This is a genomic window from Mesorhizobium sp. J8 (assembly GCF_016591715.1).
GTDB lineage: Bacteria > Pseudomonadota > Alphaproteobacteria > Rhizobiales > Rhizobiaceae > Mesorhizobium.
The window spans coordinates 1,179,011-1,196,388 of record NZ_AP024109.1 but is presented as its reverse complement, the minus strand read 5'-3'; the positions used below and the strand labels follow the sequence as shown (position 1 = coordinate 1,196,388).

Sequence of the window (17,378 nt, the reverse complement as noted above, 5' to 3'; positions counted from 1 at the left end):
GAAAAACCCAAAGCGTCGCATGCGATTCTTGCCAACAAACATGCTGCTCGAGCTGCATGCGCGGCTGATCCACCGCCCGAATCCCGCCCGACCGCCAGCTTTCATGACATCGCCAGGCCAAAATGCTACCCTCTGCGGAATCGCGGCCGGCTGACACCGGCCAGGGATCAGATGATGAACGACAAGGCAAATCCACCGAAAAAGGGCGACGACGCGCGCAAGGAACGGCTGGCCGAGGCGCTGCGCGCCAATCTGCAGAAGCGCAAGGCGCAGATGCGGTCGCGGCGCGCGGGCGATGCCGATCAGCGGTCGGAAGGATTGCCGGCTGCTGGAAAAATGCACAGGGACTGACCAAATCAGCCATACTGCCAGGCCATGGTCGGTCCGGTTCCAGGAAATCCTATTTCTTGAACCAAGCCGGCCAATGGTCTAAGCCGGCATACTCAACCGATTGAAGCGGCCTGTTCGGGCCCGAGGGGACATTTTCTTATGGATCGCATCAGAATTGTCGGCGGCAACGAGCTGGCCGGTACCATTCCGATCTCGGGCGCCAAGAATGCGGCATTGCCGCTGATGATCGCCTCGCTGCTCACCGACGACACGCTGACGCTCGAAAACGTGCCGCATCTGGCCGATGTCGAGCAGTTGATCCGCATCCTCGGCAATCACGGCGTCGATTATTCCGTCAACGGCCGGCGCGAGAGCCAACAGAAAGGCTATTCGCGCACCATCAATTTTTCCGCCCGCAACATCGTCGACACCACCGCGCCTTACGAGCTGGTGTCGAAGATGCGCGCCTCGTTCTGGGTTATCGGCCCGTTGCTTGCCCGCATGGGCGAGGCCAAGGTGTCGCTGCCCGGCGGCTGCGCCATCGGCACGCGCCCGGTCGACCTGTTCCTTGAGGGCCTGCAGGCGCTGGACGCCGAGCTCGACGTCGACAATGGCTATGTCGTGGCCAAGACCCGGAACGGCCGCCTTCACGGCAATCGCTACGTGTTTCCAAAAGTGTCGGTCGGCGCCACCCACGTGCTGATGATGGCGGCCTCGCTCGCCAAGGGCGAGACGGTGCTGGAAAATGCCGCGCGCGAGCCGGAAATCGTCAATCTCGCCGAGTGCCTGATCGCCATGGGCGCCAAGATCCACGGCGCCGGCACCTCCACCATCACCATCCAGGGCGTCGAGGCGCTGTCGGGTGCCCGCGTGCGCGTCATTCCGGACCGCATCGAGACCGGAACCTATGCCATGGCGGTGGCGATGACAGGCGGCGACGTGATGCTGGAGGGCGCGCGGCCCGACCTGTTGCAGACGGCGCTCGACGTTCTCGTCGAGACCGGCGCCGAGATCACGCCGACCAATGAGGGCATCCGCGTCAAGCGCAACGGCGCCGGCATCGCACCGGTGGATGTGACGACGGCGCCCTTCCCCGCCTTCCCGACAGACCTGCAGGCGCAGTTCATGGGCCTGATGACGATGGCCAAGGGCAAATCGCGCATCACCGAGACGATCTTCGAGAACCGCTTCATGCATGTGCAGGAGCTCGCGCGGCTCGGCGCCCACATCACGCTTTCCGGCCAGACGGCGATCGTCGACGGCGTCGCCAAGCTCAAGGGCGCGCCCGTGATGGCGACCGACCTGCGCGCCTCGGTGTCGCTTGTCATCGCCGGCCTTGCGGCCGAAGGCGAGACCACGGTCAACCGCGTCTACCACCTCGACCGCGGCTTCGAGAGGCTGGAAGAGAAGCTCTCCGGCTGCGGCGCGGTGATCGAGCGGATTTCGGGCTGACGCGCACCGAACGCGCGCTCGAGACAAAATAAGCCTCGCATGCATTGGGGCGGCCAATTTTCAAAGCCGCCGCTGCCCCTCATCCGCCCTTCGGGCACCTTCTCCCGTGAACGGGGAGAAGGCCGCGACTGCAGCCTTGGCGTCTTTCCTGCCACGTTCGCGATTGGCGAAATTGCTGACGAAAGCGTCCCTTCTCCCCGTCACTAAACGGGAGAAGTGCCCGACCGGGCGATGAGGGGCAGCGCGAACCTGGCGTGGATTGCCCTTGGCTGCATCCGTGCCGAGGTTGCACGGACCGGAAAGACCGCCTAACAGAGGGCTGAAACCAACCTTCAGGTGCGCATTCCGCATGGCAGCTCTCAAGCTAATAGCGCTCGATGACCAGGATCTGAGCATCGTCTCGGCGCATGTCCAGGACGCCGTGATGAAGGTCTCCGACCTCGAATATCTGCCGGCGGCCAAGCGCTTCGTGCTGACCATGAACCGGTTCGTCTGGGAGGCGAAATCCGGCCTGTTCCGCCAGCACAACGAACGGCGGCAGAGCGTCCTGCATTTCGACCGCGTGCTCGGCGCCAAGACCAGCGGCATCCCGCGCGACAAGCCGGCCGAGGTACTGTCGCTGCTGGCGATAAGCTTCATCGCCATCAGCAAGCCGGCCGGCATCGTCGAATTGGTGTTTTCGGGCGGCGGCACCATCATGCTCGACGTCGAATGCGTCGAGGCGCGGCTTGCCGATGTCGGCGGCTCCTGGAAAGCCACTTCGCGACCCGTGCACAGGGGCTGACGATGGCCACTACGCTCCGCCAGCAGGACGCCGATTTCGAGCAGCGCTTTTCGGCCTTCCTCACCACCAAGCGCGAGGTGTCGGCCGATGTCGAGGCCGTGGTGCGCGACATCATCGCGCGCGTGCGCGCCGAGGGCGACAAGGCGCTGATCGACTACACGCTGAAGTTCGACAAGGCCGATCTCGGCGCGCTCGGCATCGCGGTGTCGAAGGACGACATCGCCAAGGCCTATGAATTGGCCGATCCGGCAACCGTCGAGGCGCTCAAATTCGCGCGCGATCGTATCCGCTCGCACCACGAGCGTCAGAAGCCGAAGGATGACCGCTATACGGATGGCGCCGGCGTCGAGCTCGGCTCGCGCTGGACGGCGATCGAAGCCGTGGGCCTTTACGTGCCGGGCGGCACGGCGAGCTACCCGAGCTCGGTGCTGATGAACGCCGTCCCGGCCAGTGTCGCCGGCGTCGAGCGCATCGTCATCGTCGTGCCAGCCACGGGCGGTGTCATCAATCCGCTGGTGCTGGTGGCCGCCGACCTTGCCGGCGTTTCGGAGATCTACCGCGTCGGCGGCGCGCAGGCCGTTGCGGCGCTCGCCTACGGTACCGAGACGATCAGGCCGGTCGCCAAGATCGTCGGCCCCGGCAATGCCTATGTCGCGGCGGCCAAGCGCCAGGTGTTCGGCACGGTCGGCATCGACATGATCGCCGGGCCGTCGGAAGTGCTGGTGGTGGCCGATGCCGACAACGATCCGGACTGGATCGCCGCCGACCTTTTGGCGCAGGCCGAGCACGACGTCTCGGCGCAGTCGATCCTGATCACCGACGATGCCAAATTCGGCAGAGCGGTCGAGCAGGCGGTCGAACGGCAGTTGAAAGTTCTGCCGCGCGGCGAGACGGCCGCGGCGAGCTGGCGCGATTTCGGCGCGGTCATCCTGGTGCCGAGTTTAGAGGCCTCAATGCCACTGGTCGACAGGATCGCGGCAGAGCATGTCGAGCTCGCCTTCGACGATGCCGAGGCATTCCTTGCCAGGATGCGCAACGCGGGCGCCGTATTCGTCGGCCGACATACGCCGGAAGTCATCGGCGATTATGTCGGCGGCTCCAACCACGTTCTGCCGACGGCCCGCTCGGCGCGCTTTTCCTCCGGGCTGTCGGTGCTCGATTTCGTCAAGCGCAGCTCAATCCTGAAGCTCGGCCCGGAGCAGCTCAAGGCGCTGGCGCCCGCCGCGATCGCGCTTGCCAAGGCCGAAGGGCTCGACGCGCATGCCCGCTCCGTCGCGATCAGGCTGAACATGTAGCGATGTCGGGCCGCAATCAAACCCGCGACAGGCTGATCGACGTCGAGCTCGACGAATCGATCGGACGTTCGACGCCCGACGTCGAGCACGAACGGGCCGTGGCGATCTTCGACCTCATCGAGGAGAACAGTTTTCGGCCGGTCAACGACGACGGCGCCGGTCCCTACAAGCTCAAGCTTTCGCTGGCCGAGTCCCGCCTGGTCTTTGCCGTCAGCCGCGAGAACGGCGCCGAGGTGGTCACCCACATCCTGTCGCTGACGCCGCTGAGGCGCATCGTCAAGGACTATTACCTGATCTGCGAAAGCTATTACGAGGCCATCCGCTCCTCGACGCCAAGCCATATCGAGGCGATCGACATGGGCCGGCGCGGCCTGCACAATGAAGGCTCGCAAACCCTGATGGACCGGCTCGCCGGCAAGATCGAGATCGACTTCGACACGGCGCGCCGGCTGTTCACGCTGGTCTGCGTGCTGCACTGGCGGGGCTAGATCAGGATGACGTTTCGTTGAATCGCCATCCTGATCCAGCGCTTTGTTGGCGCATGATCGTTTCCGAAAACCGGTTCCCACTTTTTGCGTGCGCTGACCTCCGGTTCGGGATCATGCTCTTTTGTTGGAGCATGATCTTCTCCGAAAACCGGTTCCCACTTTTCGGGATCATGCTCTTTTGTTGGGGCATGATCTTTCCCGAAAACCGGTTCCCACTTTTCGGGATCATGCTCTAGTGGCCGCCCTGCCTCACTCGATCCTGTTCTTGTGCGGCATGAATGCCGTACGCTCGCCGATCGCGGAACAATTGGCGCGCCGCATGCTGCCCGCCACCACCTTCGTCGCCTCTGCCGGCGTGCGCGCCGGCGAGCGCGATCCGTTCGTCGACGCGGTGCTTGCCGAAGACGGCCTCTCGCTTGGCGAGCGCCATCCGAGGACGCTCGAGGATCTGGAGGATGATTATTTCGACCTGATCGTGACGCTGGCGCCCGAGGCGCACCATGCGGCGCTCGAGCTCACCCGCTCGCTCGCCGTCGAGGTCGAATACTGGCCGATGCCCGACCCGACCGACACCGGCGGGACGCGCGAGCACATCATGGCCGCCTATCGCGACGTGCGCGAGCGGCTGAAGGCGCGCATAAGCCGACGTTTTCTGCTTCCGGAAGCAGAAAACGCGTCGGATTAAGCATGTTCACAAGCGGACGATTATCATATAGGTTCCGCCGCAAATTCCGGCTGGAGTCGGATGATTTCGGGTCTGTCCGACCCGAAATCATCCGACTCCAGATCAAGAGTAGAGCATGATGTCGTCCGAAAACCGCTTCGGCATCTTGCTCTGGGCGCCGGAGCGCAATCCAAGCAAAGGTATCGAATGCCGAAGGAAGAAGTCCTCGAATTTCCGGGCGTGGTCACGGAACTGCTGCCCAATGCGATGTTCAGGGTGAAGCTCGAAAACGAGCACGAGATCATCGCCCACACGGCCGGCCGCATGCGCAAGAACCGCATTCGCGTGCTGACCGGCGACAAGGTCCTGGTCGAGATGACGCCTTACGACCTGACCAAGGGCCGCATCACCTACCGTTTCAAGTAACAGCCTGGCTCCAACCGCGATGAGCACCCTGCAGAAGCTCGTGCTTGCCTCGGGTTCGCCGCGCCGCATCGAGCTGTTGCAGCAGGCCGGCATCGAGCCGGATCGCGTTCTTCCTGCCGATGTCGACGAGACGCCGTTGCGCGCCGAGCATCCGCGCTCGCTGGCCAAGCGCCTTTCCAAGGACAAGGCCGAGAAAGCGCTTATCTCGCTGAAAAGCGAGGACGACTATGCGCCAGCCTTCATCCTTGCCGCCGACACCGTTGTGGCGGTCGGGCGGCGCATCCTGCCCAAGGCCGAGACGATCGACGATGCCGTGAACTGCCTCGGCCTGCTTTCCGGCCGCTCGCACCGGGTCTATTCGGGCATTTGCCTGATCACGCCCGGCGGCAAGCTGCGCCAGCGGCTGGTGGAGACCAGGGTTCGCTTCAAGCGGCTGCCGCGCGAGGAGATCGAGGCTTATGTCGCATCAGGCGAATGGCGCGGCAAGGCCGGCGGCTACGCCGTGCAAGGATTGGCCGGTTCGTTCGTCGTCAAGCTGGTCGGCTCCTATACCAACGTGGTCGGCCTGCCGCTCTATGAGAGCGTGGCGCTGCTTTCCGGCGAAGGCTTCAAGGCCCACCAGAACTGGCACGTCGCGCGGCCATGAGCGTGGTCCACACATGAGCTCGGGCGATAAGATAACGCCGCTGAGGCCGAAGCGGCCCTGCCCCGAATGCGGCAAACCCTCCTCACGCGAGCATTATCCGTTCTGCTCCGCGCGCTGCAAGGACATCGACCTCAATCGCTGGCTGAAGGGCGCCTATGTCATCCCCGGCCGCGACGGCGAAGACGAAGAGGACGACGCACCCAAGCCAAGTCCCTCGCCCAAGGACGAGGATTGAGCGGCCGCCGTCGCCCGATCCAGGGATTTTTCTTTTCCGACAAAGCCGGCGCCTAAGCTAAGTGCCTGTTTTCAAGCAATTCAGAAGCTGGAAGGAGCAGCGCACTTTTCCGGGAATTGCGCATGTTTTTACGCAAATTCCCGGGCGGAAAACCGCTATGCACTTTTCCTGGAATTGCTCTGGACAGCCAAGATACCCGTGCTATAACCCACGCGCTTTCAAGGGCGCCGCCTGGTGCCTTCGTGAAACCCGGCAGGCGATCCCGTTAGCCGGCGCAGGCCCAGATAGCTCAGTTGGTAGAGCAGCGGACTGAAAATCCGCGTGTCGGTGGTTCGAATCCGCCTCTGGGCACCATCCCCTTTTCTCCCGCCATTCCCCTCCGCCGAAGCCTCGACGCTTCGGTCTCTGCAAGTCTCTGAATTTGCGTGCATTTTCGGCGCACAAGCGGCGGGCTGCAGCATAGGTCCAGCCGTCGGGAACAGGCTTCGGCGCCTCGCCTGTCGGTTCGACGGAAAGCAGAAGCTCCTGTCTCTGGGCAGCTATCCTGTCATTTCTCTCGCGGATGCCCGCCAAGCGCGGTGCGAAAGCGCCCGTCCACAGTGCACCGGTCAGGCAGGTACAGCACCTTCGGCTCCGCCGAGATAAAGCCGATGCAGTTCGTCCGGCGATTGCCGCAGCCTCGCGCAGTCGCCGTCATAGACGAGGCGGCCGCGGCGCATGACATAGGCGCGGTTGCCGATCGAGAGCGCGAGCGCCGCGAACTGCTCGACCAGCACCACGGCCAGGCCGTCATCGGCGAGCTTGCGCACCGCCGCCATCAGCCGCGTCACGATGACCGGAGCGAGGCCGGCGGACATCTCGTCGATCAGCAAGACTTTCGGCCGGGTGAGAAGCGCCCGCGCGATGACCAGCATCTGCTGCTCACCGCCGGACAGCAGGCTCGCCTTCACCGCGCGACGCTGCACCAGTTCGGGAAACAGCGCATAGGCTTCGGCGATGTCGGCGCCCGGATGCAGGCTGACGCGCAAATTCTCTTCCGTCGTCAGCTGGCGGAAGACGGTGCGGCCCTGCTCGACATGGGCGAGGCCTTCGCGCGAGCGGGCGCCGGGCCGTGCTTTCTGCAATTCCCGGCCGTCGATGGCGATGGTGCCGCCGGCGACCGGAATGATGCCCGAAAGGCCTTCGAGCAAGGTCGTCTTGCCGGCGCCATTGGCGCCGAGCACGACGCTGATCGCGCCGCTCTCCGCGATGAGATCGACCGAGGTGACGACCGGCAATTCGGCGCGGTTGATCGACAGGTTGGAAACGACGAGCCTGCTCATGCCGCCACGCTCTCTTCCTCGATGCCGAGATAGGCCTTCTTCACCGCCCGCTCGCTGAGGACCTTGGCCGGCGGACCGGATGCGATGACCTGGCCGAAGTCGAGCACGGTGACCTCCGAACAGACCGCGCGCACCAGGTCCATGTCATGCTCGACCAGGAGCACCGCCGAGCCGAACAGCTTTGGGATCTCGGCGATCCGCTGGCCGAGCCGCAGCGTCTCCTCGTGCGACTGGCCGGCGGCGGGCTCGTCGAGCAGCACGACGGCCGGGCGGGCCGCGACGACGCCCGCGACATCGAGCAGACGCCTGGTGCCGGCATCGACCGAAGCCACGAGCGTGTCGGGATGTGGACAGTCCAGCCAGTCGAGCACCGCTTTGGTCTCATTCGCCGACAGGCCCTTGGCTGCCAAGGCCAGATAGCCGCCGACGGTGAGCTCCGGCGCGATGCGGTTGGTCTGCCAGCTGCGGCGCACGCCTCCGCGGGCGCGCAGATGCGCCGGCACGCCCTCGAGCGGCCTGCCGCCCAGCCGCACGCTGCCCTGATAGGAGGACAGGAAGCCGGCGACCGCGTCGATGAAGGTCGACTTGCCGGCGCCGTTCGGGCCGATCAGCCCGGCCACCGTGCCGGCGGCAACGCTCAGGCTGACATTGTTCAGCGCGACGACGCTGCCATAGCGGACCGTGAGCCCCTCGATGCTAAGCGCAGGTCCGACGGGTCGTTCGATTGGTCCCGGCAATTCCGAGGCGGACGCGATGGCGGCTTTTGGCGCACGGGCCGGCAACAGCTTGCGGAACTGGCGGCGGAAGGTCTCGCTCATCGTCTCGCCGGTCGATAGCGCCTGCGTGGCACCGATGGCGAACAGCACGTTGCCGATGTCCTGCGGCCAGTCGAGACGACGCAGGATTTCCGGGAACATCACGACAAGCAGGCCGCCGATGATCGCGCCCTCGGCGAAATGCGCGCCGGTCATCACCGACACCGCGTAGAGCGAGAGCGACTGCATCATGCTGAAATTCTCGGCAACCAGCGTGCCGAGATAGCCGGCGAGCAGGCCGCCGGAAATGCCGGCGACGAAGGCGCTCAGCGCAAAAGCCGAGAGCTTGGCGGTGGCAATGCTGACGCCGTGAGCGGCTGCGGCGCGCTCCGAGTGGCGCACGGCCAGCCAGGATGCGCCGAGCCGCGAGCGGCTGATGACTTCGAGCGCCACGGCAATCGCCACATAGAACAGGAGCACGAAGATGAAATACCCTTCGTCGCTGTCGAACGGTTCCGGCCGCGGCACCTGCAGGAAGTCGGTCTGGCCGGGATACGTCATGGTGGCGAGGATGGTGTCGAAGGCGGTGGCGAAGGAGAGCGTGACGATGGCGAGGTTGATGCCGCGCAGCCTGAGCGCCGGCAGGCCGATGGCGACGCCGAACGGCACGGCCGCGAGACCGCCGATCAGGATCCACGTCGCCAGACTGCCCGGCGCCTCGGCGAGGTTGAGATAGCCGACCGTCCAGGCGCCGACGCCGGCGAAGGACATCTGGCAGAGCGCGATCATGCCGGTGCGGCCGGCGACGAGGCCGAGGCTCTGCAGCGCGACGCCGGTGATCAGCACCGAGGTGGCAAGGAACACCCAATAGGACGGCAGCAGGCCGGCATAGGCGACGCCGCCGGCAACGAGCGCCACGGCGATGAGGATCAACGAGGCCCGAAGACTAGCGCGCTTCATCCCAGCGGGCCTCCCTCTGCGACCAGAGGAGAACGGCAAGCACCACCAGGAACGGGATGGCGCTGCGATACTGGCTGACGCTGTCGATGGAGCTTGCCAGTCCCTCGACGATGCCGAGCGCGATGCCGCCGGCCAACGTCCACCAGAAGCTGCGGAAGACGCCGATGAGCGCCGCGGCCAATGCCGGCACGACAAGCAGGCTGAGCGTCATGAAGTTCGGTGAGCGCTGCGGCGCGATGATCATCAATGCGAACGTGGTGAAGGCGCCGGTCATGCCCCACACCAGCAGCGACAAAAGCTGCACGCGCACGCCGAGCAGTTCCGCCGCCATCGGCCGGTCGGCCAGCGCGCGCAGATTGAGGCCGACCTTGGTGCGGTTGAGAAAGAGGTCGGAGAGGATGGTGAACAGCACCGCCAGCCCGATGGTGAGCACCGAGGCGATGGTCACCTCGACGCCGGCGAGACGGAAAGCCGAGCCCGGAAACAACTCCGGCATGTTGTGCGGATGCTGGCCGCCGGTGAGGCGCAGCCCGACAGCGATCAGGCCGACGAGCAACGCCACCGTCACCGCCGCCTTGGTCGAAGCGCTCGCCTCGCCGAACCATCTGGTCATGATATAGCCGATCGCGACGCCGGTCGCCGTGCCGGCCGCTATCCCAGCCAGCACCGAGGGCCAGATCGGGAAACCGGCCTCGAACAGCGAGATCAGCACGAAGGTGCCGGCGGTGCCGATCGCCGCCCCGGTAAAGTTCACCACGGCGACGAGCCGGTAGGTGAAGACGGCGCAGACGCCGAGCAGGGCATACGTGCCCCCGGCCGTCAGTCCCGCCACGGCGGATGTGAGCAATGCGTTCATCTTTTTCCAATCTGGAAGGCGGGGCATCGGCCCGAATATCTGTCGAGGTCGGCGCCGCCCCTCATTGTCCTGCCCGACATTTCTCCCCCGAGCGGGAGAAGAGGCTGATCACGAGGGACAGCGCCGACACCCGGGAGGATCTCACTTGGCCTGCGGCAGCACGACCCAGTCCGGCGTCTCGACCTTCCAGGCACCGGCCTCAAGCTTCATCACCTTGGTGGCCTGCATCGGCGAATGCGTCTTGGCCTTGCCGAAGACGTAAGGCGAGCCGGCGAGCGGGTTGGTGAGCGGCTGCATGTCGTGCAATGCCTTGGCGACACTTTCGCGCGTGACCTCGCCGTCGATCGAGGCGACCACCTTGAGGAACAGCTCGGCCGCGAGGTAGCCGCCCTGCGAGAAGGCGGTGAGCGGCCGGTTTGCCTTCTGCATGTCGGCAATCCACTGCGCGTTGGCGGCTGAATTCTTCTCCGTATAGGGCTCCCATTCGGTGCCGACATAGATCGGCTGCTTGGTGTCGGCCAGCGCCTTGGCGACCTGCTCGGTGTAGCCTGGCGCCAGGAACAGCCAGCTGATGCCGGTGATCTTCTGCGCATCGACCGTCTTGATCAGCTGCACCACCTGCGGCTCGACCTGGTTGGTCAGAACCGCATCGCAGCCAGCGTCACGTGCCTTGATGACATAAGGCGTCAGATCGCCCTGGAAGGGCAGCGTCAGGTCGATCAGGTGGATCTTCTGGCCGCTGATCTTCTCCCAGTTTTCGATCGCCTTCTTGTAGGCCTCCTGCGTGCCGCCGATGATGATGAAGAAGGCGCAGAGCTTCTTCGTCTTCAGCTCACTGGTGGCGTAGTAGGCCATGGCCGTCGACAGCGTGTACGGGCCGACATTGACGGGCGCGACATTGGGCGAGGAGAAGCAGGCGGCGTCGACGCCGAGACCCTGCACCGATAGGATCTTCTTGCGGCTGTAGGTGGCGGAGTTGACGGCGCAGTCGAGCAGAGAGGCGGAGCCGACCAGGGCGACCGCTTCCTTGTTGTCGATCAGGTCGCGCGCGGCTTGCGCGGCAACCGCCGGGTCGGCCTTGTCGTCGGCGATCGTGTAGTCGATCTTGCAGCCATTGATGCCGCCCGCGGCGTTGACGGCATCGAAGGCGGCCTGCGTCGCCTTCGGCACTTCGGAGAAATCTGCCGGGCCGGTGACGGTCGACACGGCGCCGACCTTGATGGCGCCGTCCTTGCAGGTCGGGCCGGCGGCGGAAGCATGGCCGGTCATGGCGGCAAGGCCCAGGCCGGCAAATGCCGCTGCGAGCAGTCTCGATTTCCAATGCATGTTCATTCTCCCATTTTTGTCATTCGTTTCTTCTTTTCAGGCGGCGGCCAGTGCCGGCGGCGCGATGCTGGCGGCATCGATCGCCGCGAACTTCACCAGCGTGCGGGCGATGGTCTCGCGCTCGATGCCGCGGACGATGAACACCAGCCGGGTGCGTCGGTCTGCCGACGGCCAGCGATCGAGCCGCGCCGGCGGGTGGAAGACGTGCTGCACGCCATGCAGCACACGCGGTCGCTCGGGATCGTCGGTTGTGTGCACGATGCCCTTGAAGCGCAGCAGATCCTCGCCCTTCAGCGCCGCGACATAGTCCAGCCAGCGGGCGAAAGCGTCCCACTCCACCGGCTTGTCGATAATGAAGCTGAAGGACTGGATGCCGTGGTGCGTGTCGTGATGATGATCGTGACCATGGCGGCAATCAGATCCGCATTCATGGTCGTGGTGACCAGCCGCTTCGACCCGTATGGCGATGGTAGCCACGTCCGCCGCAGCATCAGCGGGCAGGCTCGCCAGCAGCTCGAGTTCGACTTCGCCATTGCGGGCAACGGTTTGCTCGACGGCTGGCGCCAGATGCTCAAGCCGATGCCGCAAACCGCCGAGTGCCTCGCTCGAGACGAGATCGGTCTTGGTGATCAGCAGCCGGTCGGCGACGGCGACCTGCTTGGCGGCTTCCGGGTGACGGCGAAGTGTGGCCGCGCCATTCACCGCATCGACCGTGGTGACGACACCGCCGATGCGAAAGCGAGCCGTGAGCTCGGATTCGGCCATCAGCGTGTGCAGGATCGGCGCCGGATCGGCGAGGCCGGTCGTTTCGACGATCACCTGAGAAAGCGGCGGCGTTTCGCCGGCCTGGCTCTTGCGGTCGAGCTCCTTCAGCGTGGCGACCAGATCGCCGCGCACCGTGCAGCAGACACAGCCATTGTCGAGGAGCGTGAACTGTTCTTCGCTGGCCTCGATCAGCAGATGGTCGAGCCCGACGGCGCCGAACTCGTTGACGATGACGGCGGCGCCTGCCAGCGATGGCTTGCGCAGCAGGCGGTTGAGCACCGTCGTCTTGCCGCTGCCCAGGAAGCCGGTGAGCACCGTCACCGGGATTCGCGCATCGCTTGCGCGATCAAGCGCGCTCATAGACCACTCTCCCCTCGAAATATGTCGTCAGAACTTTTGTGTCAGCGAGGTCCTCGGCCGGCGTTTCCAGCACGTTACGGTCGAGCACGATGAGGTCGGCCGATTTGCCGATCTCGATCGAACCGACCGTGTCGGCCAAGCCGATGGCGCGGGCCGAGTTGATGGTGAAGATTTCGAGCGCCGTGGCAACGTCGATCGCCTGCTCCGGCCAGAGCGCAGAGCCCGGAAACTCGCCGCTCGGGTTCCGGCGCGTCACCAGCCCTTCGATGCCGTCCCACGGATCGGGGTTCGGCATCACCGGCCAGTCGGAGCCGCCGGCCAGCAACGCGCCGGCGGCGAGCAGGTCCTTGTTCGGCCAGAAGCGCAGCGCGCGCGCCTCGCCCATCGTCTGCTTGTGGCCTTCGAGGAAGCTCGTCGGATACCACAGGAACGGCGAAAGGTCGGCGACGACGCCGAGCTCGGCGAAGCGTGCGATGTCGTCCGGCGCGATATAGCTCGCATGCGCGATGTGGTGCTTGAGCTTGGTCGGGCCGTTGAAGGAGCGCACGACGTCGATGGCGTCGAGCGCCTGGCTGACCGCGGCATCGCCGGCGCAATGGATCTTCACGCCGAGGCCGAGCTTCTCGCATTTGCCGACCCAGCGGATCAGCTCCGGCACGGTGACGATGGTCGAGCCGCGGAAGCAGCAGCCGAGCACCGGATCCTTGGTGTAGGGGTCGTGGAAGGCGGCAGTGCGGGCGCCCGGCACGCCGTCGAGGAAGATCTTCACGAAGTCCGGCTTGGCATGGACGCCTCGATACTGCTCACGGAGCGCGATCAACTCGTCGCCGGCAATGCCGAACATGAAGGAGGGCTCGACGGCGGGCATCGCCGACACCGACCATGCGGTGAGCTCACCACGGTCGTCGAGGCCTTTCAGCGCCGCGAGGATCGGCTGCATGGCGGCGGCGTCGAGGAAGGCGGTGACGCCGTACGAGTTGAGCGTCGCGATCGAGCGCGCCATCGCCGCGCGGTCCATCTCCTCGGTATAGTGGCCGGAATGCGCGATGGTGCGCTCGACGATGCCGGCGGCGGATTCGATCATCATGCCGGTCAGCGCGCCGGTCGCCGGGTCGCGGCCGATGGAGCCCTTCTCCGGATCCGACGAAGAAGCCGACAGGCCGGCCAAGCCAAGCGCCTGCGAGTTGACCCAGCGGTTGTGATAGGTGTCGTCGCGCAGCATCACCGGCCGGCCCTGGCTCACCCTATCGAGCGCCGCCAGTGCCTCCAGCCGGTCGAGCTTCGGCAACAGGTCGCTGCCCCATTGGCCGCCGATGATCCAGGAGCCTTCCGGCGCCTTGGCCGCCGCCTCGCCGACGCGCGCGATCAGCGTCTCGAAGCTCGCGGTCGGCGGAAAACGCAGCTCGAAAAGCTCGGCCTGGCCGCCCATCATCAGATGCGCATGCACGTCGACGATGCCCGGCATCATCATCGCGCCCTTGAGGTCGACGACGCGGGTAGCAGCGCCTGTCAACGCGGCGACATCGGCGCCTTCGCCGACCGCGACAATGCGCCCGCCCTTGACGGCGACGGCCGATGCCCAGGCCCGCTTGCGGTCGAGCGTGTAGATGCGGCCATTGGTGAAAACCAGGTCGGCACTTCTGTCGGGCATTCTCTTCTCCTCATCTCCCTCGACCGGCGCCCTCACGCCGGCCGAACGGACCAACTTCAAGTCACACCGCCCTGTTCTGCGTCGGCGCGCGGCCGCCACCATCCGCCACCAGCACCGCGCCGGTGACGAAGGACGCTTCGTCGGACGCCAGGAACAGGCAGCAGGAGGCGATCTCTTGCGGTTCGGCGACGCGGCGCAGCGCGATGCGATTGGTCAGCGCCGTGAATTCTTCTTCGGGCGTCGAGCCGTTGGCCCTTGCCGCCACCTTCATCTCATAGACGCTCATTGGCGTGCGCACCCAGCCGGGCGCCACCGCATTGGCTCGGATGCCGTCGACGCCATGCGCGAAGGCGAGCGAGCGGGTGTAGGAGACGAGTGCCGCCTTGCTCGCCGAATAGGCGGCGTTCTGGCCGCTGGCGTTGAAGGCGCCGACCGAGGCGATGTTGACGATTGCGCCGCCGCGTCGCTTGAGAAGCGGCAGCGCCGCGCGGCAGACCATCATCGAGCCGGTGACGTTGACGGCAAAACTCTTGGCCCAGGTCTCGTCGCTCAGCGTCTCCGGCTCGTCGAGGATCATGACGCCGGCAGCGTTGACGACGATGTCGAGGCGGCCGCCGCAGGCTTCGATGGCGCGGGCGATGTCGCGGGCATCGGTGATGTCGCCACGCACGGCGGTGCCGCCGCTGGCCCTTGCCGCTTCATCCAGCACGTCCTCGCCATGCCCGAAGGCGATAACCTTGGCGCCGTGGCGGCCGAATAATTCGGCGGTGGCGCGGCCCATGCCGGTGGCGGCACCCGTGACCAGAGCCGTGCGGCCTTCGAGGCGGCGGCTCATGCGAGCCCCCAATGCCGTTCGACGGCATAGCCGGTCTCCGGCAGGGTGGAGCCGCCATCGACGACGATGGTCTGGCCAGTGGTGTATTTCGCCTGTTCCGAAGCGAGATAGAGCATGGCATACGCGATGTCGTCGGCCTCGCCGAGCCTGCCTATGGGAATGAACTGCCCGAGCCTGTCCGCCACCTCCGGCTTGCTCATCGTGCCGCGCCCGGGCTTGGCGATGAAGCCGGGCTCGACGCCATTAACGGTGATACCGTCGCGGGCGAACTCGAAGGCGGCACCGCGTATGAAGGCGTTGGCGCCAGCCTTGGCCGCCGAATAGTGCGCGCCGCCGGCCATGGCGACCCGCGCCGAGACCGATGAGGTGACGAGGATGCGGCCAAAGCCATTGGCGCGCATCGCCGGGACGGCAGCCTGCGTCAGCCAGACGCAGGCTTTGAGGTTCACCGCAAGCGCCTCTTCCAGCTTGTCGTCGTCGAGTTCCTCGACCGAGGCCCAAGGACAGCCGCCCGCATTGTGGACGACGACGTCGAGCCGGCCGGATTTGCGCGCAACATCGCCGACCAGGGCGTGCAGCGCCGCGCGATCCAGGCCGGCAAGCGCGACGGCGCGTGCGGAGAGACCGCGCGCGGAGAGCCCGGCGGCAAGAGCCTCGGCGACATCGAGCGTTCGATTGGCGATAACGACCGATGCGCCGGCCTCGGCAAAGCGGGTGACGATGGCGGCACCGATGCCGCGCCCGCCGCCGGTCACCAGCGCCACCCTGCCCGTGAGGTCGAACGGGTTCGCCATGGCTCAGACGACGCCCGCGCCGCGAACGAGATCGACGAAAAGGCCGAAGACTTCCGTATGGCGATCGACATCGACAGGCGATGTCGCCGGGCACATGAGGAACATGGTGTGGAAGGGCGTCACCAATATGCCTTCGTTCATGTAGAAGGCATGCAGCAGCGTCTCCAGATCGCCGCGCCGGCCGGCAATGACATCGGCGCCGTTGCGCGGCGGCTTCGGCATGAACATGATCTCGGCTCGGGCGCCGACCTGCGTCACATGCCAGGGCAACCGGTTGGTTCGGATGATGCCCCACGCGGTTTCGGCAAGACGCGTTGCGTTGGCGATCATCCGCTCGAAATTGGCAGGCGTCAGCACCTCTTCCAGCACCGCGCGCATGGTGGCGATTGTGAGCGCGTTGCCCGCCAACGTGCCGCCGATGCCGAGATGCGCCGACTGGCGCACGCGCGGATTGACCATCGGCACGATCTTCCAAAGCCGCTCGGCGATTTCCCGCGAGACGCCGAAGATGCCGGCCGGAATGCCGCCCGCGATCGCCTTGCCGGCGACGAGCATGTCCGGCTCCAGCCCGTGCAGCGCGGTGTAGCCGCCCGGACCGCTGGAGATGGTATGCGTCTCATCGATGATGAGAACCGTGCCGGTGCGGCGGGTGATCTCGCGCAGGGCGGCATGAAAGTCGTCGGCGACCGGGATCATGCCGAAATTTGTCATCAGCGGCTCGGTCAGCACGCAGGCGACGTCGCCATGCGATAGCGCTTCCTCGAGCGCCGCGACATCGTTGAACTCAACCACCCGGGAGACGGCGGAATGGTCGACGCCGTTCGGGTGGATCATGTTGCGCATGCCGATCTTGCCGTCGCGGATCTCGACATGCGCCTCCTCGACGCCGCCGTGATAGCAGCCGGAAAAGACCAGTACTTTTGGGCGGCCGGTGATCATGCGCGCGATGCGGATGGCGCCGCGATTGGCGTCGGTGGCCGAGGTGGTAAGCGTCCAATAGGGCAGGCCGAAGCGGCGCGTGAGCTCGGCCCCGACCCACAGGCTGTCCTCGGTGGGCAGCATCATCGTCGTGCCGCTCTGCAACTGGCGGAGCGCGGCGCGGGTCACCGCCTCCGGCGCATGGCCGCACATTCCGCCGGTGTCGCCAAGCGCGAAGTCGACATAGTCGTGGCCGTCAATGTCAGTGATATGCGCGCCGCTTGCCGAAGCGGCGTAGACCGGGAAGCCGCCGGCCCAGCGCCGCATCCAGTGCGACGGCCCGCCATAAAGGAAGTGCTTTTTGCCTTCCTCCCATGCCGCCGCCGAGCGCGGATGCGCGGTGAGGAACCGCGCCTGCTCGCGGTTGAGCAGGTCCTCGATCATTGCTGGTTGCGAAGCGGTCTTGCTGGCGGCCGTCACGGCGCTGAGCTCTCCCTGGCGCGCCGAAATCCGGAG

At 65.8% G+C, this 17,378-nt stretch carries 18 protein-coding genes and 1 tRNA gene; 10 read left to right on the top strand and 9 right to left on the bottom strand.

What is annotated here, in order from left to right; genetic code table 11:
• Positions 1-174 precede the first annotated feature (174 nt).
• From MJ8_RS05575 to MJ8_RS05530, 10 genes are all read left to right on the top strand, one after another.
• Positions 175-351: a hypothetical protein gene (locus MJ8_RS05575; RefSeq protein ID WP_201413459.1), complete on the top strand. Its 177-nt coding sequence runs from the start codon at positions 175-177 to the stop codon at positions 349-351.
• Positions 352-489: 138 nt separating this feature from the next.
• A complete protein-coding gene (gene murA, locus MJ8_RS05570; protein ID WP_040989427.1) occupies positions 490-1,782 on the top strand; it encodes a UDP-N-acetylglucosamine 1-carboxyvinyltransferase in 1,293 nt (430 codons plus the stop codon).
• A 349-nt stretch (positions 1,783-2,131) separates the two neighbouring features.
• Positions 2,132-2,566, top strand: a complete 435-nt coding sequence (locus MJ8_RS05565; protein ID WP_201413458.1) for a DUF2948 family protein — start codon at positions 2,132-2,134, stop codon at positions 2,564-2,566.
• A 2-nt stretch (positions 2,567-2,568) separates the two neighbouring features.
• Positions 2,569-3,861, top strand: a complete 1,293-nt coding sequence (gene hisD / locus MJ8_RS05560) for a histidinol dehydrogenase (RefSeq protein WP_201413457.1) — start codon at positions 2,569-2,571, stop codon at positions 3,859-3,861.
• 2 nt (positions 3,862-3,863) lie between these two features.
• Positions 3,864-4,349: a UPF0262 family protein gene (locus MJ8_RS05555; protein ID WP_201413456.1), complete on the top strand. Its 486-nt coding sequence runs from the start codon at positions 3,864-3,866 to the stop codon at positions 4,347-4,349.
• Positions 4,350-4,623: 274 nt separating this feature from the next.
• Positions 4,624-5,034 carry a low molecular weight phosphatase family protein gene (locus MJ8_RS05550; RefSeq protein WP_263649693.1) on the top strand — a complete coding sequence of 137 codons (411 nt, stop codon included), beginning with the start codon at positions 4,624-4,626 and terminating at the stop codon, positions 5,032-5,034.
• A 186-nt stretch (positions 5,035-5,220) separates the two neighbouring features.
• Positions 5,221-5,439, top strand: a complete 219-nt coding sequence (gene infA / locus MJ8_RS05545) for a translation initiation factor IF-1 (protein WP_006200926.1) — start codon at positions 5,221-5,223, stop codon at positions 5,437-5,439.
• 19 nt (positions 5,440-5,458) lie between these two features.
• Positions 5,459-6,085, top strand: coding sequence for a Maf-like protein (locus tag MJ8_RS05540; RefSeq protein ID WP_201413455.1), 627 nt, complete (start codon positions 5,459-5,461; stop codon positions 6,083-6,085).
• 13 nt (positions 6,086-6,098) lie between these two features.
• Positions 6,099-6,320 carry a DNA gyrase inhibitor YacG gene (gene yacG, locus MJ8_RS05535; RefSeq protein WP_201413454.1) on the top strand — a complete coding sequence of 74 codons (222 nt, stop codon included), beginning with the start codon at positions 6,099-6,101 and terminating at the stop codon, positions 6,318-6,320.
• 278 nt (positions 6,321-6,598) lie between these two features.
• Positions 6,599-6,674: transfer RNA gene (locus tag MJ8_RS05530), tRNA-Phe, on the top strand.
• Between the two features lie 254 nt (positions 6,675-6,928).
• Here the strand turns inward: MJ8_RS05530 and MJ8_RS05525 are convergent.
• The 9 genes from MJ8_RS05525 to MJ8_RS05485 all read right to left on the bottom strand — a co-directional run bounded on the left by MJ8_RS05525 (position 6,929) and on the right by MJ8_RS05485 (position 17,342).
• Positions 6,929-7,642, bottom strand: a complete 714-nt coding sequence (locus tag MJ8_RS05525; protein WP_201413453.1) for an ABC transporter ATP-binding protein — start codon at positions 7,640-7,642, stop codon at positions 6,929-6,931.
• Positions 7,639-9,357, bottom strand: coding sequence for an ABC transporter permease subunit (locus MJ8_RS05520; RefSeq protein WP_201413452.1), 1,719 nt, complete (start codon positions 9,355-9,357; stop codon positions 7,639-7,641). The genes MJ8_RS05525 and MJ8_RS05520 overlap by 4 nt, the downstream gene beginning before the upstream one ends.
• Positions 9,344-10,213, bottom strand: a complete 870-nt coding sequence (locus tag MJ8_RS05515; protein ID WP_201413451.1) for a branched-chain amino acid ABC transporter permease — start codon at positions 10,211-10,213, stop codon at positions 9,344-9,346. Before MJ8_RS05515 ends, MJ8_RS05520 begins: the two co-directional genes overlap by 14 nt.
• A 141-nt stretch (positions 10,214-10,354) precedes the next feature.
• Positions 10,355-11,539: an ABC transporter substrate-binding protein gene (locus MJ8_RS05510; protein ID WP_225248138.1), complete on the bottom strand. Its 1,185-nt coding sequence runs from the start codon at positions 11,537-11,539 to the stop codon at positions 10,355-10,357.
• Positions 11,540-11,575: 36 nt separating this feature from the next.
• Entirely contained in the window at positions 11,576-12,664 is a 1,089-nt protein-coding gene (locus MJ8_RS05505) for a CobW family GTP-binding protein (protein WP_201413449.1), read from the bottom strand.
• Positions 12,651-14,315 (bottom strand): amidohydrolase, encoded by a 1,665-nt coding sequence (locus tag MJ8_RS05500; protein WP_201413448.1) that lies wholly within the window; start codon positions 14,313-14,315, stop codon positions 12,651-12,653. The genes MJ8_RS05505 and MJ8_RS05500 overlap by 14 nt, the downstream gene beginning before the upstream one ends.
• A gap of 61 nt (positions 14,316-14,376) precedes the next feature.
• A complete protein-coding gene (locus tag MJ8_RS05495; RefSeq protein WP_201413447.1) occupies positions 14,377-15,150 on the bottom strand; it encodes an SDR family NAD(P)-dependent oxidoreductase in 774 nt (257 codons plus the stop codon).
• Complete coding sequence (locus MJ8_RS05490; RefSeq protein WP_201413446.1) at positions 15,147-15,944, bottom strand: SDR family oxidoreductase; 798 nt, start codon at positions 15,942-15,944, stop codon at positions 15,147-15,149. Before MJ8_RS05490 ends, MJ8_RS05495 begins: the two co-directional genes overlap by 4 nt.
• 3 nt (positions 15,945-15,947) lie before the next feature.
• Complete coding sequence (locus MJ8_RS05485) at positions 15,948-17,342, bottom strand: transaminase (RefSeq protein ID WP_225248137.1); 1,395 nt, start codon at positions 17,340-17,342, stop codon at positions 15,948-15,950.
• Positions 17,343-17,378 lie beyond the last annotated feature (36 nt).

Coding starts and splice junctions, on each gene's coding strand:
- MJ8_RS05575 (WP_201413459.1), top strand. CDS start 175: ATGAACGACAAGGCAAATCCACCGAAAAAGGGCGACGACGCGCGCAAG.
- murA (WP_040989427.1), top strand. CDS start 490: ATGGATCGCATCAGAATTGTCGGCGGCAACGAGCTGGCCGGTACCATT.
- MJ8_RS05565 (WP_201413458.1), top strand. CDS start 2,132: ATGGCAGCTCTCAAGCTAATAGCGCTCGATGACCAGGATCTGAGCATC.
- hisD (WP_201413457.1), top strand. CDS start 2,569: ATGGCCACTACGCTCCGCCAGCAGGACGCCGATTTCGAGCAGCGCTTT.
- MJ8_RS05555 (WP_201413456.1), top strand. CDS start 3,864: ATGTCGGGCCGCAATCAAACCCGCGACAGGCTGATCGACGTCGAGCTC.
- MJ8_RS05550 (WP_263649693.1), top strand. CDS start 4,624: ATGAATGCCGTACGCTCGCCGATCGCGGAACAATTGGCGCGCCGCATG.
- infA (WP_006200926.1), top strand. CDS start 5,221: ATGCCGAAGGAAGAAGTCCTCGAATTTCCGGGCGTGGTCACGGAACTG.
- MJ8_RS05540 (WP_201413455.1), top strand. CDS start 5,459: ATGAGCACCCTGCAGAAGCTCGTGCTTGCCTCGGGTTCGCCGCGCCGC.
- yacG (WP_201413454.1), top strand. CDS start 6,099: ATGAGCTCGGGCGATAAGATAACGCCGCTGAGGCCGAAGCGGCCCTGC.
- MJ8_RS05525 (WP_201413453.1), bottom strand. CDS start 7,642: ATGAGCAGGCTCGTCGTTTCCAACCTGTCGATCAACCGCGCCGAATTG.
- MJ8_RS05520 (WP_201413452.1), bottom strand. CDS start 9,357: ATGAAGCGCGCTAGTCTTCGGGCCTCGTTGATCCTCATCGCCGTGGCG.
- MJ8_RS05515 (WP_201413451.1), bottom strand. CDS start 10,213: ATGAACGCATTGCTCACATCCGCCGTGGCGGGACTGACGGCCGGGGGC.
- MJ8_RS05510 (WP_225248138.1), bottom strand. CDS start 11,539: ATGCATTGGAAATCGAGACTGCTCGCAGCGGCATTTGCCGGCCTGGGC.
- MJ8_RS05505 (WP_201413449.1), bottom strand. CDS start 12,664: ATGAGCGCGCTTGATCGCGCAAGCGATGCGCGAATCCCGGTGACGGTG.
- MJ8_RS05500 (WP_201413448.1), bottom strand. CDS start 14,315: ATGCCCGACAGAAGTGCCGACCTGGTTTTCACCAATGGCCGCATCTAC.
- MJ8_RS05495 (WP_201413447.1), bottom strand. CDS start 15,150: ATGAGCCGCCGCCTCGAAGGCCGCACGGCTCTGGTCACGGGTGCCGCC.
- MJ8_RS05490 (WP_201413446.1), bottom strand. CDS start 15,944: ATGGCGAACCCGTTCGACCTCACGGGCAGGGTGGCGCTGGTGACCGGC.